The 24660-nt window shown below is 64.7% G+C and carries 21 protein-coding genes and 1 pseudogene; 12 read left to right on the top strand and 10 right to left on the bottom strand.

The genetic code is table 11. The features are described from left to right. Positions 1-74: 74 nt before the first annotated feature. Genes argC through ACNHGR_RS07180 form a run of 4 tightly spaced genes read right to left on the bottom strand, consistent with a single transcriptional unit; the run spans position 75 to position 3737 of the window. Positions 75-1019 (bottom strand): N-acetyl-gamma-glutamyl-phosphate reductase, encoded by a 945-nt coding sequence (gene argC / locus ACNHGR_RS07195; RefSeq protein ID WP_475285026.1) that lies wholly within the window; start codon positions 1017-1019, stop codon positions 75-77. After that, on the bottom strand, positions 1016-1924 hold the full coding sequence (locus ACNHGR_RS07190; protein ID WP_475285024.1) for a C40 family peptidase: 909 nt from the start codon (positions 1922-1924) through the stop codon (positions 1016-1018). The genes argC and ACNHGR_RS07190 overlap by 4 nt, the downstream gene beginning before the upstream one ends. Further along, the gene (locus tag ACNHGR_RS07185) at positions 1884-2279 is read right to left on the bottom strand and encodes a MarR family transcriptional regulator (RefSeq protein WP_184265417.1); all 396 of its coding nucleotides are present in this window, start codon (positions 2277-2279) and stop codon (positions 1884-1886) included. The genes ACNHGR_RS07190 and ACNHGR_RS07185 overlap by 41 nt, the downstream gene beginning before the upstream one ends. 60 nt (positions 2280-2339) lie before the next feature. Next, on the bottom strand, positions 2340-3737 hold the full coding sequence (locus ACNHGR_RS07180; RefSeq protein WP_475285022.1) for a leucyl aminopeptidase family protein: 1398 nt from the start codon (positions 3735-3737) through the stop codon (positions 2340-2342). A gap of 139 nt (positions 3738-3876) precedes the next feature. Between ACNHGR_RS07180 and ACNHGR_RS07175 the strand changes: the two genes are divergently transcribed. The 3 genes from ACNHGR_RS07175 to ACNHGR_RS07165 all read left to right on the top strand — a co-directional run bounded on the left by ACNHGR_RS07175 (position 3877) and on the right by ACNHGR_RS07165 (position 5822). Then, complete coding sequence (locus ACNHGR_RS07175) at positions 3877-4080, top strand: hypothetical protein (RefSeq protein WP_184265413.1); 204 nt, start codon at positions 3877-3879, stop codon at positions 4078-4080. Then, positions 4080-4901, top strand: a complete 822-nt coding sequence (locus tag ACNHGR_RS07170; RefSeq protein ID WP_475285020.1) for a DUF4163 domain-containing protein — start codon at positions 4080-4082, stop codon at positions 4899-4901. The genes ACNHGR_RS07175 and ACNHGR_RS07170 overlap by 1 nt, the downstream gene beginning before the upstream one ends. A 102-nt stretch (positions 4902-5003) precedes the next feature. Beyond that, complete coding sequence (locus ACNHGR_RS07165; protein ID WP_475285019.1) at positions 5004-5822, top strand: sulfotransferase family protein; 819 nt, start codon at positions 5004-5006, stop codon at positions 5820-5822. 45 nt (positions 5823-5867) lie between these two features. Here ACNHGR_RS07165 and rimO read toward each other — a convergent pair whose 3' ends face one another. The 5 genes and pseudogenes from rimO to serS all read right to left on the bottom strand — a co-directional run bounded on the left by rimO (position 5868) and on the right by serS (position 13942). Continuing rightward, the gene (gene rimO, locus ACNHGR_RS07160) at positions 5868-7250 is read right to left on the bottom strand and encodes a 30S ribosomal protein S12 methylthiotransferase RimO (protein WP_475285018.1); all 1383 of its coding nucleotides are present in this window, start codon (positions 7248-7250) and stop codon (positions 5868-5870) included. Positions 7251-7344: 94 nt separating this feature from the next. Next, positions 7345-10170: a TonB-dependent receptor domain-containing protein gene (locus ACNHGR_RS07155; RefSeq protein ID WP_475285017.1), complete on the bottom strand. Its 2826-nt coding sequence runs from the start codon at positions 10168-10170 to the stop codon at positions 7345-7347. A 170-nt stretch (positions 10171-10340) separates the two neighbouring features. Further along, positions 10341-11388 (bottom strand): annotated as a pseudogene (locus ACNHGR_RS07150) (potassium channel family protein). After that, positions 11385-12437 (bottom strand): peptidoglycan DD-metalloendopeptidase family protein, encoded by a 1053-nt coding sequence (locus tag ACNHGR_RS07145; protein WP_475285015.1) that lies wholly within the window; start codon positions 12435-12437, stop codon positions 11385-11387. The pseudogene ACNHGR_RS07150 and the gene ACNHGR_RS07145 overlap by 4 nt, the downstream one beginning before the upstream one ends. 227 nt (positions 12438-12664) lie before the next feature. After that, on the bottom strand, positions 12665-13942 hold the full coding sequence (gene serS / locus ACNHGR_RS07140; protein WP_475285014.1) for a serine--tRNA ligase: 1278 nt from the start codon (positions 13940-13942) through the stop codon (positions 12665-12667). A 93-nt stretch (positions 13943-14035) separates the two neighbouring features. Here serS and ACNHGR_RS07135 point away from each other — a divergent pair, with 93 nt between their 5' ends. The 5 genes from ACNHGR_RS07135 to ACNHGR_RS07115 all read left to right on the top strand — a co-directional run bounded on the left by ACNHGR_RS07135 (position 14036) and on the right by ACNHGR_RS07115 (position 16980). Continuing rightward, the gene (locus ACNHGR_RS07135; protein ID WP_475285013.1) at positions 14036-14473 is read left to right on the top strand and encodes a host attachment family protein; all 438 of its coding nucleotides are present in this window, start codon (positions 14036-14038) and stop codon (positions 14471-14473) included. Positions 14474-14634: 161 nt separating this feature from the next. Beyond that, entirely contained in the window at positions 14635-14943 is a 309-nt protein-coding gene (locus tag ACNHGR_RS07130; RefSeq protein WP_475285011.1) for a hypothetical protein, read from the top strand. A 15-nt stretch (positions 14944-14958) separates the two neighbouring features. Beyond that, on the top strand, positions 14959-15537 hold the full coding sequence (locus tag ACNHGR_RS07125) for a hypothetical protein (protein ID WP_475285009.1): 579 nt from the start codon (positions 14959-14961) through the stop codon (positions 15535-15537). Positions 15538-16076: 539 nt separating this feature from the next. Continuing rightward, on the top strand, positions 16077-16541 hold the full coding sequence (gene dksA / locus ACNHGR_RS07120; protein ID WP_184271819.1) for an RNA polymerase-binding protein DksA: 465 nt from the start codon (positions 16077-16079) through the stop codon (positions 16539-16541). A gap of 64 nt (positions 16542-16605) precedes the next feature. Beyond that, positions 16606-16980, top strand: coding sequence for a PilZ domain-containing protein (locus ACNHGR_RS07115; protein ID WP_475285007.1), 375 nt, complete (start codon positions 16606-16608; stop codon positions 16978-16980). Positions 16981-17159: 179 nt separating this feature from the next. On the opposite strand, the gene ACNHGR_RS07110 is transcribed toward ACNHGR_RS07115, so the two are convergent. Next, complete coding sequence (locus ACNHGR_RS07110; protein WP_082679101.1) at positions 17160-17318, bottom strand: YdcH family protein; 159 nt, start codon at positions 17316-17318, stop codon at positions 17160-17162. 192 nt (positions 17319-17510) lie between these two features. Here ACNHGR_RS07110 and ACNHGR_RS07105 point away from each other — a divergent pair, with 192 nt between their 5' ends. From ACNHGR_RS07105 to ACNHGR_RS07090, 4 genes are all read left to right on the top strand, one after another. Then, positions 17511-17690 (top strand): YdcH family protein, encoded by a 180-nt coding sequence (locus ACNHGR_RS07105; protein ID WP_120253267.1) that lies wholly within the window; start codon positions 17511-17513, stop codon positions 17688-17690. A gap of 110 nt (positions 17691-17800) precedes the next feature. Beyond that, positions 17801-18280: a DUF1465 family protein gene (locus ACNHGR_RS07100; protein ID WP_184265391.1), complete on the top strand. Its 480-nt coding sequence runs from the start codon at positions 17801-17803 to the stop codon at positions 18278-18280. 77 nt (positions 18281-18357) lie between these two features. After that, on the top strand, positions 18358-20466 hold the full coding sequence (locus ACNHGR_RS07095; protein WP_475285006.1) for an autotransporter assembly complex protein TamA: 2109 nt from the start codon (positions 18358-18360) through the stop codon (positions 20464-20466). Continuing rightward, positions 20466-24659 (top strand): translocation/assembly module TamB domain-containing protein, encoded by a 4194-nt coding sequence (locus ACNHGR_RS07090; protein WP_475285004.1) that lies wholly within the window; start codon positions 20466-20468, stop codon positions 24657-24659. The genes ACNHGR_RS07095 and ACNHGR_RS07090 overlap by 1 nt, the downstream gene beginning before the upstream one ends. Position 24660 lies beyond the last annotated feature (1 nt).

Below are 24660 nucleotides of genomic sequence, written 5' to 3'. Positions count from 1 at the left end.
GCGAAGCAATCCATAGTTGCGCGCCATGGATTGCTTCGCTGCGCTCGCAATGACAATTGCGTGTAATCTGCCTCTTACAGGCGCAAGCCTGCGGTTTCCGGCAGGCCGGCCAGGATGTTGAGATTCTGGACCGCCGCGCCCGCCGCGCCCTTGCCCAGATTGTCGAGCGCCGCGACCAGCCGCGCCTGCCCGCTTGTCTCGCTGCCGAACAGGAACAGCGCCAGCCGGTCGGTCGCGCCGACATGCTCCAGCGTGACTTGGCCCATGGCTACGCTTTCGTCCTGCGATGCGACGCTGACGATCTGCGACCCGGCATAGGCGGCCGCCAGCGCAGCATGGATATCGACCAGCGCCGGCGCGCCCGGCATGGCCCGCAGTTGTAACGGCACTTCCACGATCATGCCGCGATAGGCATTGGCCACCGCCGGCGCGAAGAGCGGCGGATGGCTCAGGCCCGAATAACGGGTCATTTCCGGCACATGCTTGTGGCCCAGCGCCAGTCCATAGGGGCGGAAAGCGCTCGGCGCACCGGCTTCGCCCTCATATTCGGCGATCATCGCCTTGCCGCCGCCCGAATAGCCCGATGCGCCCGACACCGTCACCGGCCAGTCGGCGGGCAGCAGGCCTGCCAGCACCAGCGGGCGCACCAGCGCCAGGAAGCCGGTCGGCCAGCAGCCGGGATTGGCGACGAAGCGGCTGTTCGCCAGCGTCTCGCGATGGCCTGGCTCCAGTTCGGGGAAGCCATAGGTCCAGCCATCGGCCACGCGATGTGCGGTCGATGCGTCGATGACGCGTGTATGGTCATTGTCGATCAGCGACACGGCTTCGCGCGCAGCATCGTCCGGCAGACAGAGGATGACGACATCGGCCGCGTTCAGCGCATCGCGCCGCGCATCGGCGTCGCGGCGCAGTTCCTCCGGCACGGTGATGAGCGACAGTTCGGCACGACCGGCCAGCCGGTCCGCGATTTCGATGCCGGTGGTGCCATGGCCACCGTCGATGAAGACCTTCGTGCTCATGCGCCAATTCTCCGCCGGGCGATAACGGGCTGTGGGTGCGTGTCGGCAAGGCGCGCGACCACGTCCGCCAGCGGCTCCTGCACCACCGCCATCCAGTGCGCATTGGCGTGCAGCAGCGTCTTGCCGTCGGTCATGATGCCGACATGGCCGGGGAAGAAGATGAGGTCGCCCCGCTGGAGCGCCGCCTCGCTGTCGATCGGCGCGCCAATGCCTTCGCATTGCAGGTCGGTGTCGCGCGGCACGGCGATGCCGGCCTGGCCCAGCGCGACCTGCACAAGGCCCGAACAGTCGATGCCGCGATGGCCGCGTCCGCCCCAGATATAGGGCTGGCCCAGATAGCGTTCCGCCACGGCAACCCAGTCGGCCGGCTTGCTATCGGCCGGTTCGGCGTGGCGACCATGGATATAGCCTTCGGCGCAGGCGATGAAGTCCCCCTGCGTCTCGCCAGTGAACAGCGCGCCACCCGGCCAATGGTCGGCGATTGGCGACTTGATGTCCGGCGCGCTGAACAGCGGGGCGCTTTCCACCCTGATGCGGTGGCTGGGCGTTTCCGCCAGGTCCAGTGCGTCGCGGCGGATATAGCCGACATAGCCGTCATGGCCGCAAAAGCCCCAGGCCCAGTCGGTCATCACGTCCAGCGCATGAAAAATTTCGCCGCGCAGCAGCTCGCTCACCGCCTCGGCCGTCGGCGAGGCCGCCGACACGATCGCCGCGCCGGGCGCGACGCAGGTGAGGGGGACGGCCTTGGCATAATGCGCCGAAAAGAGGACGCCCGCCAGCGCCAGATCGGCCAGGTCGCCACGCGCCGCGTGGACGCGGCGGTCGAGCGCTATCGAGCGGCCGTCGAGCTTGAACCGGGTTCTTTCAGGCGGTGCGTTCCGCGCGGAGTTGATCGTGCCTGTCATCGCGCGCGGTTCCTGCGATGAAATGGTGAAAGGCGTCAAGGAATTCCGCGCCTTTTGACGTCCGGGTGATGAAAATATTGCGACGATCGGCCACATCGCGCTCGCGGCGGAGATATCCGAGCGCCGAAAGCTTGTTGAGCGCGCGGGTGATGACCGGCTTCGACACATGCAATGCCTCGGCCAGACCGCGCACCGTGTGCGGGCCAGATCCGATGTAGACGGTCATCATCAGCGCCATCTGGCGGTTGGTCAGGTCGGGTTTGCCCGATCGGACATAATCGACCAGCGTGCGCATCCACTGACCCAGGGGTTGAAGGGCGGGGCGCTCGGTTTCGGTGAGGCTATGCGCGTTCATGTCCCCTTAACGCACGATTCCCAATCCGGTTGCGTAACGGACAGGGGCTGGTCGCAGCCTTTATGCACTCCGTCCATAACGCTGCTGCAACAGCCGGAAGACTGCGCGCAGGCCCAGCGCTTCGCCGCCCTTGGGCCGGCCAGGCTTCGGCGCCGGCCGCCAGGCGAAGGTGTCGAGGTGTAGCCAGGGCGTGTCGTCTGGCACGAACCGCTTCAGGAACAGCGCAGCGGTGATCGCGCCGGCAAAGCCGCCTTCGCCCGCATTGTTGATGTCCGCGACATCGGATTTCAGCATTTCGGCATAGCCGTCCCACAAGGGTAGCCGCCAGGTCGGGTCGTCCACCTGGGCGCCGGCCGCGGCGATATCGGCCGCCAGCGCATCGTCATTGGCGAACAGGGCGGGCAGGTCCGGGCCGACCGCGACGCGCGCCGCGCCGGTCAGGGTTGCGAAGTCGATCATGAGTTCGGGCTTGTCCTCGCCGGCGCGGGTCAGTGCATCGCCCAGCACCAGCCGCCCTTCGGCATCGGTATTGCCGATCTCGACGGAAAGCCCCTTGCGCGTGCGCAGGATATCGCCCGGGCGGAAGGCATTGCCCGCAATCGCATTTTCCGCCGCCGGGATCAGCAGGTGCAGCCGCACCGGCAGCCGCGCGCTCATGATGAGCTGCGCCAGGGCCAGCGCATGCGCCGCGCCGCCCATATCCTTCTTCATGATCCGCATCCCCGAAGACGGCTTGATGTCCAGCCCGCCGCTGTCGAAGCAGATGCCCTTGCCGATGATGGCGATGCGCGGGTGGGCGGCATCGCCCCAATGGAGTTCGATCAGGCGGGGAGCGAAGCCCTTGCCCGCCGCCTTGCCGACGGCATGGACCATGGGATAGCCCTGCTCCAGCGCATCGCCCTTGATGGTGGTGATGCTCGCGCCAAAGGCGGCGCCGACCTTTTCCACCGCCGCTTCCAGATCGGGCGGTCCCATGTCGGCGGCGGGAGTGTTGACCAGATCGCGGACCAGCGCCACCGCCTGCGCCAACTGCACGGTGGACGCGATCCGCGCGACATCGCCGGTCAGCAGCACCCGCGCGCCGGCCGGTGTCTCGTCCTTGCGGTAGCGATCGAACCGATATTGCGCCGTCAGCCAGCCCAGCGCCGCCGCGCCGACCGACCCCTCGGCCAGTCGATAGCTGCCTTCGGGCAATGTCTCGGCCAGCCGGGCAAGGCACCAGCTGCCCAGAGCCTCCTTGTTGGCGACCCCTGCGACCACCGACCAGTCATCATCCTGCACGCCCGGCACGATCGCATGCTCATGCGCCAGCCCCTTGAACTTCTGCGCCGCCAGCAGGGCGCGGACGGATGCGGGGCGGCTGGCCAGCCAGTTGTCGAAGCCCTTCGCGTCGACCAAGTGGATCGAACGGGCGGGCTGCTGGTTGTCGGCTTTGAGCAGGTCGGAAAAATCGGTCATCCATGGGATGTAGGGGAAAGGGATCAGCGAAGGGAAGCGCATTTTTTCATCGCTGCGCCGCCACGTCCGGCCCTTTCTTCATTTGCGATGTGAACCGGCTGGGCCTAGCTTCGTTGGATAATGAATAAGGAGACGGACGATGATTCATGGTGATGATCGCAGCCTGCAAGCCGCGCGGGCACGGGCCTATGCGCTGGCCGAAAGCGGGCAGTTCGACAACAGTAATGCCGTCCAGCAGGCGTTGGTCGCAGAAGGTTGGTCCAATGCCGGGCGTGCGCTCGACAGCGACTATGCCCGCAAGGCGATCGGCGAAAAATGCCGCGCGGCCGCAAAGGCGCATTGATGCAGGGCAGAATTTTGGTTCCGGCGGCGGTCCTCTTGATCGCCGCCTGCTCGCCGTCGCAGGACAAGTCAGCCGGCAACGCCGCCGAAAATGAGGCGGCGGCGCGTTTCGCCGACAAGATGGCGGGCACCCCCCAGCCTCCGCCGCCCGCAAAAGCCTTTGCGCAGGCGGACAAGAGCGCGTTCCTTGAATTTTCCTACGCCTATCCGGCGCCAGCGGCGGCGATCCCGTTCCTGGTCGACAAGTTCGGCAAGGATGCGGCCTCGACCAAGGCGGACGCGCTCAAGATGGCGAAGGAGGACAGCGCCTCGGCCAAGGAAGCCGGCTATCCCTTCCGCCCGCACAGCATCGAAACCAAATGGTCGGTGGAGGCGGATACGCCGCGCTTCCTGTCGCTCGGGTCGCAATCCTACAGCTACACCGGCGGCGCGCACGGCATGTCGGCCTATGACGTCGTGCTGTGGGACAAGGCACGGCGGCGCGAAACCAGCGTCAAGGCGCTCATGACGTCGACAGCGGCCTTTGCGGCCGCGATCCGCGATCCCTTTTGCAAGGAACTGGACCGGCTACGCGCCGAAAAGCGCGGCGAACCGGTCGTGCGTGGCGATGATCCCTTTACCCAATGTATCGATCCGATGTCGGAAACATTGGTGCCTACATCCAGCGATGGCAAGCTGATCGACAGCATGACCGTCGTTGTCGGCCCTTACAGCGCCGGTCCCTATGCGGAGGGCAGCTATGATGTGAAGCTGCCGGTCGACGCCGCCATGCGCAAGACGATCAAGACCGAATATCAGGACGGATTCGTCACGCCCAAATAGGCATTTATCGTTCTGATCCCGATCAGAATGTCGGCTTCACCGCGATTGCAGCTATCATGGCGAAGCGGTTTACTTGCATGGAAATCCGATTATGCCGGCCTTATGAAGCCGCCCTTTGTCATAACCGGTTCCGGCCGGTGCGGGACGACCCTGGTCCGCCGCTTGCTGGTCGAGCGTACGAACGTGGTTATCCCGCCCGAAAATTACGTTCTTTACCTGACGCCCAGGCTGCACAAGGAATCGCGGTCCTGGGACGAATTTGTGGGCAAGATCGTGGCGGCCCTGTCAGCGACGCAAAGCTGGCGCGAACTGAACATGGACGCCGACGTCCTGCGCGACAACCTCCTGTCCATTCCCCAGGATCGCCGGTCGAGGCTGGAATTGTGGAATGTCTTCCATGAAAGCTGGGCGGCGAGCAACAATATCGCCTACAGCCATCATTGGGGGGACAAGACGCCCAGGGCGGCCCTTTATCTGGGCGCCGTGAAGGCGACCCTTCCCGATGCCCGTTTCCTGTTTCTGGTACGCGACCCTTATGACGTCATCCGATCCTATCTGAAGATGGGAGTCGATCACGGAGAGATCGAGGAAATCGCCGGGCGATGGGCGCGATCCAACGAGAATATTCTCAAGGTCCGCAAACGCTTTCCGCGTCAATGCCTCATGCTGAAATATGAGGATCTGGTGTCGGACAATGATCGCGTGATGGAGAGGATCATTGCGCATATCGGCGCGGATGAAGATCGTTCCGACGCCAATTCCGTCTCCCTGGACGATATTGAATCTGTCCCTCACTTCCAGAATGTTCGGAAGGACGTGTTTTCGGATTCCGTCGGGAAGGGGATGGAATTTTTCTCCCCGGATCAGAAGATTATCATCGAATCCATAGTCGGGGACGTGCGCAGGACGATGCGGTACTGATCCGGCAGATAGGCGAGCAAGACGAGTCGCTCGCCCTCATCGCTGCTAGGCCGGCACGCCGTACAAATCATGATCGTCGGCATCTTCGATCAGCACATCGAACATGTCGCCGGCCTTCCGCCCTTCACCGACATCGCGCAGGAAGACATTGCCGTCGATTTCCGGCGCGTCGGCCTGGCTGCGCGCGGTGGCGCCGATGCTGCCATCTTCCTCGTCCGGTTCGCCCACTTCGTCGAGGATGACGGGCAGCACGCGGCCGACTTTCGCCTGCAACTTTGCGGCGCTGATCGCGGCGGTCTTTTCCATGATCCGCTGGTAGCGTTCTTCCTTTACCTCTTCGGGCACGGCGCCGGGCAGGGCATTGGCCGCGGCCCCCTCGACCGGTTCGAAGCGGAAGGCGCCGACACGGTCGAGTTGCGCCTCGTCCAGCCAGTCGAGCAGATATTGGAAATCCGCCTCCGTCTCGCCGGGGAAGCCGACGACGAAGCTGGAGCGGATCGCGATGTCGGGGCAGATGTCGCGCCACTTGGCGATGCGGCTCAGCACCTTGGCTTCGTTGGCAGGGCGCTTCATCGCCTTCAATACGGATGGCGCGGCATGCTGGAAGGGGATGTCGAGATAGGGTGTCAGCAGCCCTTCGGCCATCAGCGGGATGACCTGATCGACATGGGGGTAGGGGTAGACATAGTGCAGCCGCACCCAGGGCGCCTCGCCCTCGGCGGTGCGCAACTGCCCCAGTTCGCGCGCCATGTCGGTCATGTGCGCGCGGACCTCGCGGCCCTTCCACATGCGCGGATCATGGCGAGTGTCCACGCCATAGGCCGACGTATCCTGGCTGATGACCAGCAGTTCCTTGGTGCCGGCCGCGACCAGCTTCTCCGCCTCGCGCAGCACCGCGTCGATACGCCGCGATACCAGGTCGCCCCGGATCGACGGGATGATGCAGAAGGAGCAGCGATGATTGCAGCCCTCGGAAATCTTGAGATAGCTGTAATGGCGCGGCGTCAGCTTCAGGCCGCCTTCGGGCACCAGGTCGACGAAGGCGTTGGGGATGGGCGGCGATGCGTCATGCACCGCATTGACCACCTGCTCATATTGATGCGCGCCGGTCACGGCCAGCACCTGCGGGAATTTCGCGCGGATCACGTCCGCCTCGTCCCCCATGCACCCGGTCACGATGACGCGGCCATTCTCCGCCATCGCCTCGCCGATCGCCTCCAGCGATTCTTCCTTTGCCGAATCGAGAAAGCCGCAGGTGTTGACCAGCACGACGTCGGCACCGGCATAGTCGGCGGACATCTGATAGCCGTCGGATCGCAGCTTGGTCAGGATACGCTCGGAGTCGACCAGATTCTTGGGACAGCCGAGCGAAACCATGCCGATCTTCGGCGCGTCTGGGATTTTGGTTGCCATGATCGGCGCGCACATAGGGATTTTTGCGCCAAATGTCACGGGGGGCCGCAAAATGAGGCAGGGCGCGCCATGGCGGGCGCGCCCTGCCTTCATCCAAGTCCTTGATTCTTCACATCTTGTAGGAAAGACGGACATAGCCGAACTGGCCCGGCACGTCATAGGTGGTCGGGTCGAAATTGGCACTGTCGCAGGTGTTGCAGAGCGGCGGGTCTTTGTCGAACAGGTTGTTCACGCCGATCGTGAAGCGCGTGCGATGGTCCAGCCATGCGGGCGAGAAATAGGCCTGCATGTCGCCATAGAAGGTCGTGCCCATCTTGTGCCCGTCGGTCTCCGTCACCTTGCTGATATAGCGGCCGGTGAAGGACAGGCCCCAGGCTTCGGTCGAATAGTCGATCGTCGCATTGGCCTTGAAGCGCGGATAGGCCTGGTCGCTCGACGCGCAGCGTTCGGTGCCGGCGCATTTGATTGTCGGCGCATTGAGGTCGGATGGCGGCACGATATTATATTTGTGCAGATAGGCCGCGTTGACGGTCAGGCCCGCCGATCCGTCGCCGATCATCTTGGATCGGTAGATTAGTGTGCCGTCGAACCCGTCGGTTGTGATGGCGTTCAGATTTTGCAGCACGCCGTCGATCCCGGCCACGGCGCCGCTGCCGGTACGGGTGATCGCGGCGCAGCTCAGCGGATCGCCGTCGAAGGCGCAACGGCGCAGCGTCAGCGTTGCCGGCACGGAATCGATCGCGTTCTTCAGGCGGATATTATAATAGTTGACCTCGATGCTGAACGCGCTGGCAAAGCCGTCCCGCGCCCAGGCCGGGGCATAGGTGAAGCCCGCCGTCCAGGTCTTCGCCGTTTCCGGCTTCAACCCGGTATAGCCCTGCGAAAAGACGCCCAGCTGCCCGCCGACCGGCTCGTCATAGCTGCCGTCCGCCGGCACGCCGTTGGCGATGCAGTTGGCGCGCACGGTCGGATCGGCCCAGGAACCGCCCGCCGCGCTGGTGCAGGGGTCGTTGATCGTCGCGTCGGTACGCGACCGGCCGGCATAAAGTTCGCCGATGCTGGGTGCGCGCAGGCTTTCGGCATAGCCGCCGCGCAGCAGCAGATCCTTCACCGGCTTCCACAGGCCCGACACGGTATAGGTCGTGTTGCTGCCGAAGCTGCTATAGTTGGAATGGCGGGCCGCCCCGCTCAGTTCCAGCTTCTCGAAGAAGGGCGTGTCGGACAGGATCGGGATGCGCAGTTCGCCGTAAAATTCGTCGACGTTGAAGCCGCCGCGCGCCGGGCTGGTCGGCACGTCGGCCCCCAGACCCGCGGTGATGATCGGATCGGGGGTGTAGCTGGCCTGCTGGTCGCGATGTTCATAGCCGATGGCAAAGCCCACCGGGCCGCCCGGCAGGTCGAACAGTTCGCCCGACAGGTTGGCGGTGACGTCCCACAATTCCTGCTCGCTGCGGTCGCGCTCGTCAAAGGTAACATAATCCAGCATCGCCTGGGTGATCGACCCCGCTCCGCCGAAGATGTTGAACGGCACGCAATCGCCGGTGCAGTCCGCCACCGGGCCAAGCGCGCGGGCCAGCTTGGCCGCGTTCAGATTGCCGGTAAAGGTCTGATGCGCATTGTTGGTGCCGTAGATGCCGTTGATATCCCAATACCATTTATGGCTGCCGACATCGAACGAGCCTTCCAGCGTCGATTGCATGGTCAGCGTATCGACATCCTGGCTGAAGATGCGCGGGCCGCCCTCCACGAAGCGGCGGCGCACCGTCGAATAATTGGCAGGCGTACCGTCCGCGCCGGACGAGAGCGTTACGCCGAACGGGTTATAGGGGTTGGTGGCATGGATCGATATGGTGTCGAGCAGATTGCCATTGCCCGCATCCGGTCCGATGAACAGCGGCAGGAACGCCGCCTGCGTGGTCGAACTGCGATGCTGGTAGACCAGCCGGGTGCGCAGGCTGACCGTGTCGGAAAATTCCATCTTGGCATTGAGGAAGGCGCCATAGCGTTCCGATGGCGTCAGCAGGTAATTATAGGGCGCGAAATTGAAGCCATCGACATTGGTGCCGGCCCAGTCGCGATAGTCGCTCAACACCGGCGCGCGGCCGGTGACCGGCTGAATCAGCGTCAGGCTCTGGCCCAGCACGTCGTAGCGGCCGTTGGGCGTGGCGCTGGAACAGCCGCCGTCCAGGCAACTGGTCCCGCCCGCCGCCGGCCATTGCGAAATGGAGCGGTCGGATGTGCGCACCGCCTGCTGCTTCACATAATTGCCGCCGAACACCACGGAAACGCGGTCCGACTGGATGCCATAGCTGGCATTGATGTCGTAGGTTTCGCCGTCGCCCTGTTCATAGGTGCCGAACTGGGCGGAGAAATCCAGCCCCTTCTGCGACTGCTTGGTGATGATGTTGACCACACCGGCGACCGCGTCCGTACCGTATAAGGGGGAAGCGCCCGATTGCAGAACTTCGACACGCTCGATCATGCTCTGCGGAATGGTGTTGAGGTCGACCGATGCGGGAATGCCGCCGGCCGCCGACCCGTTCACATAGCGCATGCCATCGACCAGGATCAGCGTGCGCTTGGCGCCCAGATAGCGCAGGTCGACTTCGGCCGACCCGGAACTGACGCCCGTGCCGTCGGGCGGGCCGCCGATATTGCCGGCATTGTTGACCTTGGTGTTCAGGCCGCCGGCGGCGCTCGGGATGCGCTGCAACACGTCGGCGATGGAGGTCAGGCCGGTACGGGCGATCGCCTGTTGGTCGACCGTGACGATCGGCTTGTCCTGATCCAGCGGGTTCTGGCGGATGCGCGATCCGGTGACGATGATCGCGGCGCCATCTTCGGCTTGCGGTTCGACGGATTGGGCAAGGGCGGGAGCGGTCCAGGCGACGACCGACAGCACGACGCCACATTGCAAGGCACTTTTAAAGCGCATGTCATACCCCTTTTTCAGCGACCTGTCTGGCACAGGTTCTGCGAAGGAGTGTTTGCGTTTTACAACAGTATAGCAATCGGGCGCGCGACCGGGCGGCAAGGGTGTAGCGCTAATATTGCAAAATGTTGCCACACTGCAACAAAGTGCAACATTTCATCTTTCAGGACGACCTATTCGTCGCTCTTGTCGCCGTCGCCTTCGGCCACCTCGATGATGCAGTCACCGGTCTGGAGCCGCTTCGCGCCCTCTTCCCAGAAGCCGATCGGCTGGTCGTTCCGGTAGATGCGCAGGCCAAGCCCCGTTTTTATCGCCGACAGCGGTTGGCCGATTTCTTCCGGCAGCACGGGCCCGTTCATTCAGCTTGATCCGCCCGCCTGAGGCCGCCAGGTCCGCCATATAATCGGCGATATGCTTGCCGCTGGTGCTGCCCGCCAGCAGCAGTCCGGCGAAGCTGACCGGGTTGATGACCGTGGTGGCGCCGGCCTGGCGCGCGGGCAGTTCATTATCCTCGTTGCGCACGACGATGCTGATCGGCAGGCGCGGGGCCAGATGCCGGGCGGTGAGGGTGATGAGGATGGACGTATCGTCGCGCCCCGCCGACACGATCATGCTGCGCGCCCGGTGGATCGCCACGTCCTTCAGCGTCTTGTCCCGCGTGGAATCGCCGCACAATATGTTGCACCCGCGCGCCTCGGCCAGCGCCAGCGCCTTTTCGCTGCCGTCGATCACGACGATTTCGCGCGCGTCGGTCCCGCGCGCCAGCAGTTCGTTCACCGCCTCCTGACCGCTGGTGCCAAAGCCGGTGACGATGATGTGATTATGCAGATCGGCCTGAATACGCGCCATGCGCCACCTGTAGAGGATGTTGCGGAGGAAGAGATTATAGGCTGTACCAAGGAAGATCAGCCAGACGAACAGCCGGATCGGCGTCACGAAGATCGATTCGAACAGCCGCGCTTCCGGCGTCACCGGGACGATGTCGCCATAGCCGACCGTCGTAACCGTTACGGTAGTGAAATAAAGAACGTCGATGAAGCTGATCTGATTGTCATAATTGTCTTTCAGCCCGTCGCGCCCGAACCAGTGCAGCGCCAGCACGATCGCGATCAGCCCGAAGACGAGGCCTACCCGCCAGACCAGATCGGCCCACATCGGCATGGACGATCGCCGCCGCAGGAATCCGGCCGTTGCCGAAGCGGGCGCCTCATTGATCCTCATGCCGGGGGCAACTGGCCGATCGGGTTCACCGGCACGCGCTCCTTGCGCAATTCGAAATGCAGCTTGGGCTTGCTGGCATAGCCGGTATCGCCGGTCAGGCCGATGACCTGCCCTTTCGTCACCTTCTGCCCGCGGACTACATCGACGCGGCTGGCATGGCCATAGGCGCTGACCCAGCCGCTGCCATGGTTGATGAGGACGAGGCCACCGAACACCGCCACCTTGTCCCCGGCATAGGCGACCACGCCATCGGCCGTCGCGCGGATCGGCGTGCCCATGGGGGTCGCGATGTCGATGCCGTTATTCTTCGCGCCGCTCTCGCCGGGGCCGAAGCGCGACAGGATCGTGCCCTTGACCGGCCAGGCGAAGCTGCCGGCAAAGCGTGCGGGCTGGGCGGCCGGGACGTTGGAGGGCAGGGGCTTGGGCGCGCTCGACGCCACCGCCTTGGGCGCATTGTCCGCGGTGGCGGGCTGGCCGCCGGTCAGCACATCGTCAATGTCGATGCGGAAGGCGGCGGCGCGCTGCTCGATGGTGCTGGGTGCGCGAGCCGGGGTGCCTCCGGGCAGCAGCAGCCGCTGGCCCCGCCGCAATATATAGGGTTCTTCCAGTCCGTTGACGTCGACAATCTGCCGCCATGGCACGCCATAGGCGGCCGCGATGGCGATGCCCGTCTCGCCTTCGGCTACCATATGATAGCGGCCACCGGGAATTTGCAGCCGCTGCCCAGCGCGCACGCCATAGGGCGGCGTCAAGCCATTGGCCCGCGCGATCGCTTCCGATCCGGCGCCGGTACGATTGCCGATGCCGCGCAGCGTGTCGCCCGGCTGGACGACATAGGTGGACGTGCTGACGGTCCGCGCGCCCGGCACCACCTGCTGCGCGGTCCACACCGGCTGCGGTTCAGCCAGCTTTACGGTGGCCGCGTCCGCATCCATGCGCGGCGGCGGGGTGGGGGCTGGCGACGGATCGGCACGCTCGCCCTGATTGGGAATACAGGCGGCCAGCAGGAGCGGGCCGAGCGGCAGGATCAGGAGGGACGGGCGCTGCATCGGCATTCATGTACCGTATCGCGCAATGGTTTCCACTCCTTAACCAACTGCCTGTTGGCTCTTTTATCGACATCCGTTCGGTTCGAGCCTGTCGAGAACCTTGCACCTCGTTCTCGACAGGCTCGAACCGAACGGCAACGGGGGGCAATTCGTTAGCCTGCTAACGAATTGCCCCCCGTTTATTTTACCTGTCCAACTCGCTGTCGCGCAGCGCGCAGACTATCCGTTCAGCGCGGCTCCAGCCTGGTGATCCCGCCCATATAGGGCGCCAGCGCCGCCGGCACGATCACGCTGCCATCGGCCTGCTGGTAATTTTCCAGTACCGCCACCAAAGTCCGCCCTACGGCCAGACCCGACCCGTTCAGCGTATGCAGGAAGCGCGTCTGCTTCTCGCCCTCCGGCTTGTAGCGGGCGTTCATCCGCCGCGCCTGAAAATCGCCGCAGTTGGAAACCGAACTGATTTCGCGATAGGTGTTCTGGCTCGGCAGCCAGACTTCCAGATCCCACGTCTTGCGCGCACCAAAGCCCATGTCGCCGGTGCATAGCAGCATCTTGCGATAGGGCAGGTCCAGCGCCTGCAAGATGCCTTCGGCCGCCGCGACCATGCGTTCATGCTCGGCGTCCGACTCTTCGGGCGCGCAGATCGCGACCAGTTCGACCTTCTCGAACTGATGCTGACGGATGAAGCCGCGCGTATCGCGCCCGGCCGACCCGGCCTCGGACCGGAAGCAGGGGGTCAACGCCGTCAGTCGGATCGGCAGGCTGTCGGTCGCCACGATCTGCTCGGCCACCAGATTGGTCAGCGAGACTTCGGCGGTCGGGATTAGCCAGCGGCCATCGGTGGTGCGGAACAGATCCTCGGCGAATTTGGGCAACTGGCCCGTGCCGAACAGCGCCTCGTCGCGGACCAGCAGCGGCGGATTGGTTTCCTCATAGCCGTTGGTGCCGCTCTGGGTGTCGAGCATATATTGCGCCAGCGCCCGGTGCAGCCGCGCCATCTGCCCCCGCAGCGCGGTGAAGCGCGCGCCGGACAGGGCAGCGCCGCCCTCGAAGTCCAGTCCCAGCGCCGGGCCGAAATCGGCATGGTCCTGCGGCGCGAAGTCGAAGCTGCGTGGCGTGCCCCAGCGGCTCACCTCGACATTGTCCGCCTCGTCGGCGCCCTGCGGCACATCGTCGCCGGGCAGGTTGGGAATGGCGGCCAGCATGGCGGTCAGCGCCTCACCGACCTCCCGATCCTGTGCTTCCAGCGCAGGTGCGCCTTCCTTCAGCGCCGCGACCTCGGCCTTCAGCGCGTCGGCTTTTGCCATGTCCTTGGCGGCCATGGCCTGACCGATCGCCTTGCTCGCCTCGTTGCGGCGGGCCTGACCCTGCTGCAATTCGGTCTTGATCGCCCGGCTCTTCTCGTCGAGCGCCAGGATATCGGCGGACAGGGGCGCCAGCCCGCGACGGGCAAGGCCGGCGTCGAAAGCTGCGGGGTTTTCGCGGATGGAGCGGATGTCGTGCATGGGGCCGTCCTATGCCGCCGTGCGACGAACCGCGCAACCCTGCGCGCTGCCGTCCGTTGGTCCTACATCCATGAAAAAGCAAAGGAGACAGCGATGCAGATCGATCATGATGCAATGATATTGGTGGCGGATGGCCGCAAGCTGCTCTTTTTCCGTAACAAGGGCGATCGCGCCTTCCCGCAACTGGAGGCGGAAGCGGTCGAGGTGCAGGATAACCCCTCCCATCTGGACCAGGCGTCCGACCGCGCCGGTCAGTCGTCCTCCACCGGCACCGCGTCGGGCACGATGGGCGAAAACAATTTTCATGAACTGGAAGAACAACGTTTCGCCGCCCATGCCGCCGACCTGTTGAAGCGCCGGGCCTTCGCCCAGGATTATGAGAAGCTTGTCATCGTCGCGCCACCCGACGCGCTGGGCGAAATGCGCAAGCATCTGCACAAGGAAGTGCAGGACCGACTGGTGGGCGAGATCGCCAAGGATCTGACAAATCACCCGGTTGCGGATATCGAGAAGCTGATCGTGGCCACCTGACCGGCCTTATGGCCTGGACAAGAAAAAGGGGCGGCCCCGACAAGCGGGGTCGCCCCTTTTTCTTGGCTGCGTCATGCGCTCAGGCGGCGGCTTGCGCCTTGCGTTCGGCAAAGCGGCGGCGGGCGACGAGCGCCACGGCGGCCGCGCCGAACAGGAGCACCATGGGCGGAGCCGGAACATCGGTTCCACCGGTGCTGCTCGAACCCCCGCTCGAGCTGCTGGATGACGAACTGCTCGAGGAAGAGCTGCTCGAAGAGGAAGAGGAACTGCTGCTCGACCCGGAACTGCCGCTGCTGCCCGTGCTGCCGAAGCTGGACGATCCGCCCGACGACGAAGAACTGCTTGAAGAGGAGCTGGACGACGAGGAGGAGGAGCTGGACGATCCGCCGCTGCTGCCGCTCGATCCCGAACTGCCGCTGGAGCCGCTGCTGCCGCCCGACGAGCCCGGATGGTCGGGCTTGCCCGGATGACCGGGATGGCCCGGCTTGCCGCCGCTCGATCCGCCCGAGCTGCTCGAAGAAGAGCTGGACGACGAGGAGGAAGACGAGCTGGAACTGGAGGAGGAAGACGAGCTGCTGCTGACATTGCCCGACGAGGTCGAGACATTGCCCGATGAGGTAGATACGTTACCCGAGGATGTCGAGACGCCGCCGGTCGAGGTGGAAACCCCGCCCGTCGACGTGGACACACCGCCGGTGGATGTCGAAACGCCGCCCGTGGTCGAGCTGGTCGAGCTGCTGATGCCGCCGGTCGAACTGCTGGTCGAGGAGATCACGACCGACCCGCCACCGCTGCCGCCACCACCGCCGCCGAAGAAGCCGCCGATGAAGCCGCCGCCGCCAAAGCCGCCGCCACCGCCCATCACGACCGGCACGGCGCCGCCGCCACCCGACATCATCGGCATTTCCGCCATTGGCATCGGCGCGGGCAGGGGAATGGGCGCGGGCTGGGTCGTAACGGTCACGACCTGCGGCGCTGCGGCCACGCGCACGGTCTTGACGACCTTGCGCTTCACGGTGCGGACGGCCAGCCGCTTCTTGGGCGCGGCCTTCACGCTCTTATAGCTGTGGACCACGGCAGGGCGCGCATTCTCAGCGACATGGACGGCGCCGCCGCCAATGATCGCCCCGCCACAGGTGCAGGCGCACAATTTTGCCAAAGCCATCCGAACCGACATAGGATCTACTCTTTTCTCGTTACCCCCGTACCCTTTGCCGAATCCCCTTCAGCGCCAGGTTCACGGGAACTTCCTATGCGTATAGAACGCAAAAAAAAGGGTTAACTGCAATCCCGTTAACCCTCAATATCAGCTTCAAGTCGCAGGAAAAGCTACTGTTTGCTGAAAGTAAATGGTTAACGTCCCACTATGAAACGGCTGGCGAGCCGGGCGTGAATCAGTCAGGCCGGCCGCAGCGCGCGGGTTGGCGCGGGCCGGGCCTCCATGACAACTGCTGTCATCTACAGGAAAAAATGGCCGAAACCTCCTTCCCGGGCGTTGATTGCCCGCTTGTGTCGGCCTGCGCCGATGGCTATGAGGCCCGCACAATCAATATTTGGGCGCCCGGAATATCAAGCGCCGGGGCCTGACGAGTCGGAGAGCCAGATGGCATCGGTCCTGAATTCCGATAAAGACGGCGAAAAGCCGCCCAAATCGACTGTAACACTTCCTGCCGACTACCGGCCGTCGCCGGATGAAGAGTTCATGAACCCGCTGCAACAGGAATATTTCCGGCAGCGACTCTGGGATTGGAAGAAGCAGATCCTGGCCGAAGCGGAAGGCACGCTGGCCGTGTTGCAGAATGAACCGCTGCGCGAGCCGGACCTTAACGATCGCGCGTCGAGCGAGACGGACTGGTCGATCGAACTGCGCACCCGCGATCGGCAGCGCAAGCTGATCTCCAAGATCGATGCCGCCCTGCGCCGCATCGATGATGGCGAATATGGTTATTGCGAAGTCACCGGCGAGCCGATTTCGCTAGGCCGGCTCGAAGCGCGCCCGATCGCAACCATGACGGTCGAGGCGCAGGAGCGTCACGAGCGTCAGGAAAAGATCTCGCGCGACGATTAACGGTTTTTCCATCACCCCCGGTTAGGCTATCGTCATCATCGCTAGCTTAACCGTGGATTTGCGCATGGACGACGGACAGGATATTTCGGACCGGGGACCGGCGCGCGCCGCGCCGCGTGACAGCCTGTTCCTGCTCACTACGCTCAGCACGCCCGATGGTGCCCAACTGGGCAAGGCCCGCGTCCGTAACCTGTCCGCAACCGGTCTGATGGCCGATTGCGAGCGGGCAGTGCCGGCCGGTATCCAGATCGTCTGCGAACTGCGGGGTGTCGGGCCTGTGACCGGTTCGGTCGCCTGGTCGCGGGACGAGAAGATCGGCATCGCCTTCGATGAACCGATTGATCCGCAACTGGCCCGCAAGCCCGTCAGCAACGGTTCGAGCAAGGCTAGCGTACCTGACTATCTGCGCATGCATCAGCGCGGCGCAACCCGCCGCTGACCTTGCCTTCCCGTTGAGGTAATAAAATGCCCCGCAAGCCTGTTGGCTTCGGGGCTTTTTGCGATCCTGCGATCGGCTTTCCATCTTTGTGGCCATCCGTGCGGAGGGAGGACCGGCGATCTCCGTCGCCCGGCCCCGACCTCCTGAACGGCCTGACTATAAGGGTCGTCGCCAGCGTCTCAGTGCTGTGCCGCCAACTCTTCCTTCAGCCGCAATTTCTGCTTCTTGAGCGAGGCCACGAGAATGGCGTCGGGCATCGGCCGACTCGATTCCGCCTTGATTCGTGCTTCAAGGCCGGCATGCTTGGCTGAAAGGGCTGAGATGTGGCTATTTTCCATGACATTCTCCTTACGAGGGGTGATGGATGATCAAATAAATCACGATTCGCCCCGCTTGTCTCGCGATGATTCGGCCTTTGCGATGGGCCGCCCTTAAATTTGCGATGGTCCGCATCGCCTACCCGCGTTATCAGGCGCTAATCGAGCCAGCGAAGTGAAGGGCAGGGAGGCGCAGTGAGCCGGGAAGATATCATGCGCCGACTGGAATTGTTGCGGGTCGAGCATCGTGATCTCGACAGCGCGATCGCCGCACTGGTCGACGCGGGGGGGGGCGACCAGATGCAGATTGCCCGCCTCAAGAAGCGCAAGCTGCGCCTGCGCGATGAAATCTCGACGCTGGAAGATGCGCTCGTCCCCGACATCATTGCCTGAGCGGATCTTTTTTCGTTAACGCCGCGCTAACCGATCACAAATGGGACAAAGGGCGGTCGCGACCCGCCAATAGGCCTGACAAGGTTGCGAAAATATGGCAGCAACGGCTGATGCAGAACCCCGCTTTCCTTGATCCTGGCCTCCATCGCCGATTGGTGGACGGACTCTATCTGGAAGCCATGGTGATGGCCGATGAAGCGCGCGCCTATTTCGATGGCAACGCCTCGCTCGATGATGGGGTGGATGATCCGCTGCGCCGGGTCGCCTTCGCCTGCGAATCCCTGAAGGTCACGACCCGGCTGATGCACATCATTGCCTGGCTGCTCAGCCAGCGGGCTTGGCAGCGGGGGGAGATCGAGCAGGTCGACCTGACCGATGAGAAATACCGGCTCGGCCGCGCGTCGCAGACGGATGCGGATTTGGCCGCCAGCTTCCCCTTCGCTGCCCGCGCGCTGATCGACGGCAGCCAGGAATTATATGAGCGCGTCGCTCGCCTACAGGACCGGCTGGACGTGATGAGCAGTCCGGCCGCGACGGCATTAGCCAGTCCAGCGCGCGCATTGCTCGATCGATTGAATACTGCATTCTGACAATTAGCCGGTAAATGAACGCAATCACTGGCTTCTAGGGCTGGCCTTCCCGCCTGTTTCTGGGCTAGACCGACCCCATGACCGATGGTTTGCGGACCCAACGCCGCTTTTCAGGCCGCCCGCATGCCGCCCGGCTCTTGTTCGCGCCGCTCTTGCTGGCCGCGCCGGCTTCCTTGCGCGCGCAGGAAGTGCAGCCATCCACAACCTCCGCACCCGACCAGAATGGCGACCAGGCGCCCAGTCAGGCGCTAGATGCCATGCCAGATATCGGCGTCGACTGGCCGGACATGGGGCAACCCGACAGCATTGCGCCCTTGCCCGAAGATCCGGTCTATACGCAGGCCACCGCCGATCCGGCGACACCGGCCCAGCCGGATGCGCCTGCGCTCGCCCTGCCGACGGACGACGCCGATTCTGCGATCGATCCGGTGGATGACGCCGCCAGTTTCGCCGACGCCAGCGAAGAACGGCGCTATACGGTACAACTGAGCGGCATAGAGGCCATCGCCGACGCGCAATTCACGCTGCGCTTCGACGAATTGTCCGTCCTGCGCCAGGGACAGGGCAAGCCCGCCAACCTCGCCCAGATCAACCGCCGCATGAAGGAGGATGGCGAGCTGCTTGACCGGCTGCTGCGGGCGAAGGGCTATTATGCCGCCCGCATCCGCAGCGCCGTCGCCGCCCCGCCACCGGGCAGCGATCGCCTGTCGGTCACCTTCGACATCGTGCCGGGCACCCAATATCTGCTGGAATCGGTCGATGTCACCGGCCTTATCGAAACCGCCGGGCAGGAAGCGCGGCTGCGCGCGGCCTTCCCGCCCAAGGCTGGCGATCCGGTCGATGCGGACAAGATATTGGCGGGCCGTGACGCGCTCAGCACCGCGCTGGCCGAAAGCGGCTTCCCCTTCGCCCGCGTCGATGAACCGGAAGTGCGCATCGACCATGAAGAGCGCAACGGCGACCTCGACATCATTGTCGCGCCCGGCGGCTTCCGTCGCTTCGGCGCGATCCAGATGGACGATACGAAACTGTTCGACGCCCATCATGTGCAGGAAATCGCCCGCTTCGATCCCGGCGACACCTATATGGCATCGGACGTGGAGGATTTGCGCCGCGCCATCGTCGCGACTGGCCTCGTCTCGTCCGTCAGCCTGAAACCGGTCGATGCCGGCGATGGCGAGTATGTCAATCTGGACGTCGATGTGCGCCCCGCGCCGCTGCGCACCATCGCCGGCGAATTGGGCTATGGTACGGGTGAAGGCTATCGTGCCGAAGTCAGCTGGCAGCATCGCAACCTCTTCCCGCCCGAAGGCGCGGTGACGCTGCGCGGCGTACTCGGTACGCAGGAGCAGACCGCTTCCTTCACCTATCGCCGCAACAATTTCCACCGACGCGACAATGTGCTGACGGGCCTCGTGTCGATCAGCAATATCCGTCGCGACGCCTATGACGCCCGCACCATCAACCTGTCGGGTGCGATCGAGCGGCAGAGCAACATATTGTTCCAGAAGAAATGGGTCTGGCGCTTCGGCGGCGAACTCATCGCGTCGGACGAAGCCGATGCCTTCAGCGGCGGCGCGCGCCGTACCTTCCTGATCGGCGCCGTGCCGGTCAGCCTGACCTATGACGGCAGCGACGACCTGCTGAACCCATCCAAAGGCTTCCGTCTCGGTGCCCGCGTCAGTCCGGAACTGTCCTTCCAGAACACGACCTTCGGCTATGCCCGCGTGCAGGTGGACGGCAGCGTCTATCAGCCAATGACAGACCGGGTGGTGGTCGCCGCCCGTGCCCGCTTCGGCACCATCTTCGGTTCGACCGTGGAGCAGATCGCGCCGTCCCGTCGCTTCTACGCCGGCGGCGGCGCGTCTGTGCGCGGCTACGGCTATCAGGCGATCGGTCCGCGCTATGGCGATGACAACGATCCGGTCGGCGGCAAGAGCCTCGCCGAATTTTCGCTGGAAAGCCGCATCCGCTTCGGCAATTTCGGTGTCGTGCCTTTTGTCGATGCCGGCAATATCTCGACCAGCTTCCTGCCGCGCTTTCGCGACCTGCGCATCGGTGCCGGCATGGGCCTACGCTATTACAGCAATTTCGGCCCGATCCGCGTCGATGTCGGCACACCGCTCAATCCGCAGACGGGCGATCCCAAGGTCGCGGTCTATGTCTCGCTGGGGCAGGCTTTCTGATGGCCGACGACGCAGCCCCGCCTGTCCCGCCGCCACCGGCACCCGCGCCGCGCCGCCGTGCGTGGGACGGCCGCTGGCAACGCTGGCTGGCCGGCCTGCTGCTGACGCTGGTGCTGATCGTCGCGGCGGCGGTGGCGTGGCTGGACACGAGCGGCGGACATCGCTTCCTCGCGACCCGAATCGCCACCATCAAATCCTCCTCGGGCCTGCGCATCCATGTCGGCGCGATTGAAGGCAGCATCTATCGCAAAGCCGTCCTGCGCGACCTGATCCTGTCCGATCCCAAAGGCAAATTTCTGGAGGCGTCCCGGGTCGAACTGGACTGGTGGCCCTTTGCCTGGTTGTCCAACCGGCTGGATATCGACCGGCTGGTGATCCCGCGCGCCACGCTGCACAAATTGCCCAAGCTGAACCCGACGGAGCGGCGCGGGCCGATCCTGCCCGGCTTCGACATTCGTCTGATGCAATTTTCGGTCGGCCAGCTCGATGTAGCCTCTGGCGTCACCGGCCGGGCGCAGCGCGCCACCATGTCCGGCGACGCGGACATTCGCGGCGGCCGCGCCATCATCGACTTGTCTGCTCGTACGCTGGACGGCAGCGACGCGTTGACCATCGCGCTCGACAGCCGGCCGGACAAGGATCGCTTCGCCCTCGACGTCACCGTCAATGCGCCCAGGGCCGGCGTGCTGGCTGCGATGGCGGGCCTCAAGCAGGACGCGAACCTGCGCATCGGTGGCAAGGGCCGCTGGAGCCAGTGGGACGGCCGTCTTGCCGCCACGCTCGACGGCGCGCCGGCCGCCGATTTCGTCCTGGCCGCCCGCAGCGGTGCCTATTCGGCGCGGGGCACGGTGGAGGGCGATGCGATCGCCGGCAATGGGCTGGTTCGCCGCATGGCCGCACCACGTCTGGCCGTGCGCGCCGACGGCACCATGGTAGACCGGGTGATTGACGGGCGCCTGTCGCTGCGGTCGGCCGCACTGGACCTGGCTGCCGACGGCGCGATCGACCTGCGCAACAATGCGCTCGACAATATGCGGGTCGACCTGAAGCTGGCCCGACCCGAAGCGCTGGTTAAAACCATGCGCGGCAAGGATATCGATGCCAAGGTCCGGCTGGACGGGGCTTTTGCAGCCCTGGGCTATGAATATCTGCTCACCGCGCGGCAGATCGCTTTTGACAAGGCGATCATCAACGACGTCCGGGCAGAGGGCAAGGGGCGCGCCACTGCAAAGGGGCCGGCGCTCATACCGTTGCGCCTGCGCGCGCGCAGTCTGGACGGGCAGGGTGATCTGGTCGGTGGGATCGTGCGCAATTTCCAGCTGGATGGCGTGCTACAACTCAAGGGGCAGCAGATCGTCAGCAATCCGATGCAACTGCGATCAGACAAGCTGCGGGGCAAGCTGACGGTGATCGCCGATCTGGCGACCGGCCGCTATGATGCGGGACTGGATGGCGAGATCAACGGCCTGTTCATTCGTGGGCTGGGCATTGTCGACCTGACGTCCAAGCTGCGCGCCGTGCCGCGCGCCGATGGCGGCTTTGGCCTCAGCGGCAACGCGCTGGCGCGGGTCCGGCGGCTGGACAATGAATTTCTCCGCACGCTGGGTGGCGGCCTGCCGACCTTGCGCAGCAAGCTGGATTTGCTGAAGGACGGTGAGGTTGCCTTGTCCGACATGCAACTGACGTCGCCACTGCTCAATCTGACGGCGCGCGGCATACGCCATCGCGACGGGTCGCTTCATCTGGAAGGCAGCGGCCGGCACGGGCGCTACGGGCCGGTTACGCTGACGCTGGACGGCATGATCGAGCGGCCGACCGTGGACCTGCTGCTCGCCCGGCCGATGGATGCGCTGGGCCTGCGCGATGTACGAGCGAAACTCATCCCTGACGCCAATGGCTACAGCTACACGGCCAATGGTGGCTCCACGCTTGGGCCCTTCACCGGCCGGGGCGTGATCCTGTTGCCGCAGGGCGGACAGGCGGTGGTGCGGGTTGCCAACCTGTCCGTGTCGGGCGTTACCGCCAGCGGCGATATCCGCCCCATTGCCGGCGGCCTGGACGGCCAACTCAGCGTCATGGGGCCGGTCACTGGCTACATCAATTTCAAGCCGGTCGATGCCAATCAGCAGGTGCAGCTGAAACTCACCGCGAACGACGCCAGCTTCGAAGGGCCGACCGTCATAGAGGTGCGGCGCGGCACCCTGGATGGAACGATCCTGCTCGACCCAACGGGCACCACGGTCAACGCCACGGCGCAGGCGCGGGGTCTGCGCGTGGGCGGCGTGCTGCTCGGCCGCTTTGCCGCCAATGCCGAACTGGTCGATGGCAAGGGCAAGATACGCGGCAGCCTGTCGGGCCAGCGTGGACGCCTGTTCGAGCTACAGGGCGAGGCACAGGTCGAACCGGACCGCGTCCGCCTCACCGCCGCCGGCACGATCGACAAGCGCCCGATCCGCCTGACCCGGTCCGCCTTGCTGACGCGCACGGAGGATGGCTGGCGCCTGTCGCCTGCGACGGTCAGTTATGCCGGCGGATCGCTGCAACTGGCCGGGGAACTGGGCGGGGCGTCGACTCATATCGAGGCGCGGATGCAGAAGCTGCCGCTTGCCCTGCTCGACATCGCCTATGACAATCTGGGGCTTGGCGGCATGGCGACCGGATCGCTCAGCTATGTGCAGCCGCGCGGCGGCCTGCCCACTGGCAAGGCGGAACTGCGCATTCGCGGCCTGTCTCGCTCTGGCCTCTCGCTCAGTTCCCGCCCGGTCGATGTCGGCGTCAACGCGGTGTTGACGGGCGAGCGGCTCGCCACCCGCATGGTCTTCGTTGCCGATGGCAAGACGATTGGTCAGGCGCAGGCGCTGCTCAACCCGCTGGGCACCGAAGGGGGCCTTGTAACCCGCCTCAATAGCGCCCCCTTCTTTGGCCAGTTGCGCTTCAACGGCACGGCGGACACGCTCTGGCGCCTGACCGGGGTGGAGATTGTCGATATCGCCGGCATGGTCGGCGTGTCGGCGGACATGCGCGGCACGCTGGGCGAACCGGTCATCACCGGCAATTTCACGACCGACAATGCCGCCATCACCAGCCCTGTCACCGGCATGCGGCTGCGCGGCGTCAAGGCGCGGGGCCGCTTCTCCGGCGCGCAACTGGTCATCTCCAGCTTCGCCGCGACCGCGCAAAATGGCGGCACCGTCAACGGCACCGGCCGCTTCACCTTCAACGGCATCGGCGGCGTCGGCATGGACCTCAACCTGCAAGCCGACAATGCCGCGCTCCTGGAGCGGGACGATATCGCCGCGACCGTCACCGGCCCCATAACCTTGCGGTCCGACGGCGTGGGCGGCACGATCGGCGGCGATCTGGTGCTCAACAAGAGCCGCTTCACCATGGGCCGCGCCGCCGCCGTGGCGCAGATTCCCGAACTCAAGGTCGTGGAAATCAACCGGCGCGGTGATGAGATAGAGCGGCCGCGCACCAACGTCCCCTGGGCGCTGGCGATCAAGGCGCGGGCGCGCAATCGCCTGACCGTCACCGGGCTTGGCCTCGACAGTGAATGGCGCGCCGACCTCGACATCGGCGGCACCGTTACCAACCCGGCCATCGCCGGTCGGGCGCAACTGGTGCGGGGCGGCTATGAATTTGCCGGCCGCCGTTTCGAACTGCGCGAAGGCAATATCCAGTTCGATGGCAAGGTGCCGGTCAACCCGACGCTGGACATCAGCGCCGAAGCCGACGTCAGCGACCTGAGCGCCACGATCCATGTCGGCGGTACGGGCCTCAAACCCGACATCACCTTCACCAGCGTCCCCGCGCTGCCGCAGGACGAACTGCTCTCGCGTATCCTGTTCGGCACCTCGATCACCAACCTGTCCGCACCCGAAGCGCTGCAACTCGCCTCGGCCGTCGGCTCGCTACAGGGTAATGGCGGCCTCGACCCGATCAACGCCGTGCGCAAGGCGGCGGGCCTCGACCGGCTGCGCATCATCGCTGCCGACCCGACGCAGGGGCAGGGCACATCGATTGCGGCGGGCAAATATCTGACGCGCAAAACCTATGTCGAACTGATCACCGATGGTCAGGGCTACAGTGCCACCCGAATGGAATATCAGGTCACGCGCTGGCTATCGCTGCTGGCGGCCATCTCCACCCTCGGCCGCGAAAGCGCCAACGTACGTATTTCCAAGGATTATTGAC

Source organism: Sphingobium sp. RS1, assembly GCF_056156825.1.
This window is presented reverse-complemented; position numbering and strand designations above follow the sequence as displayed.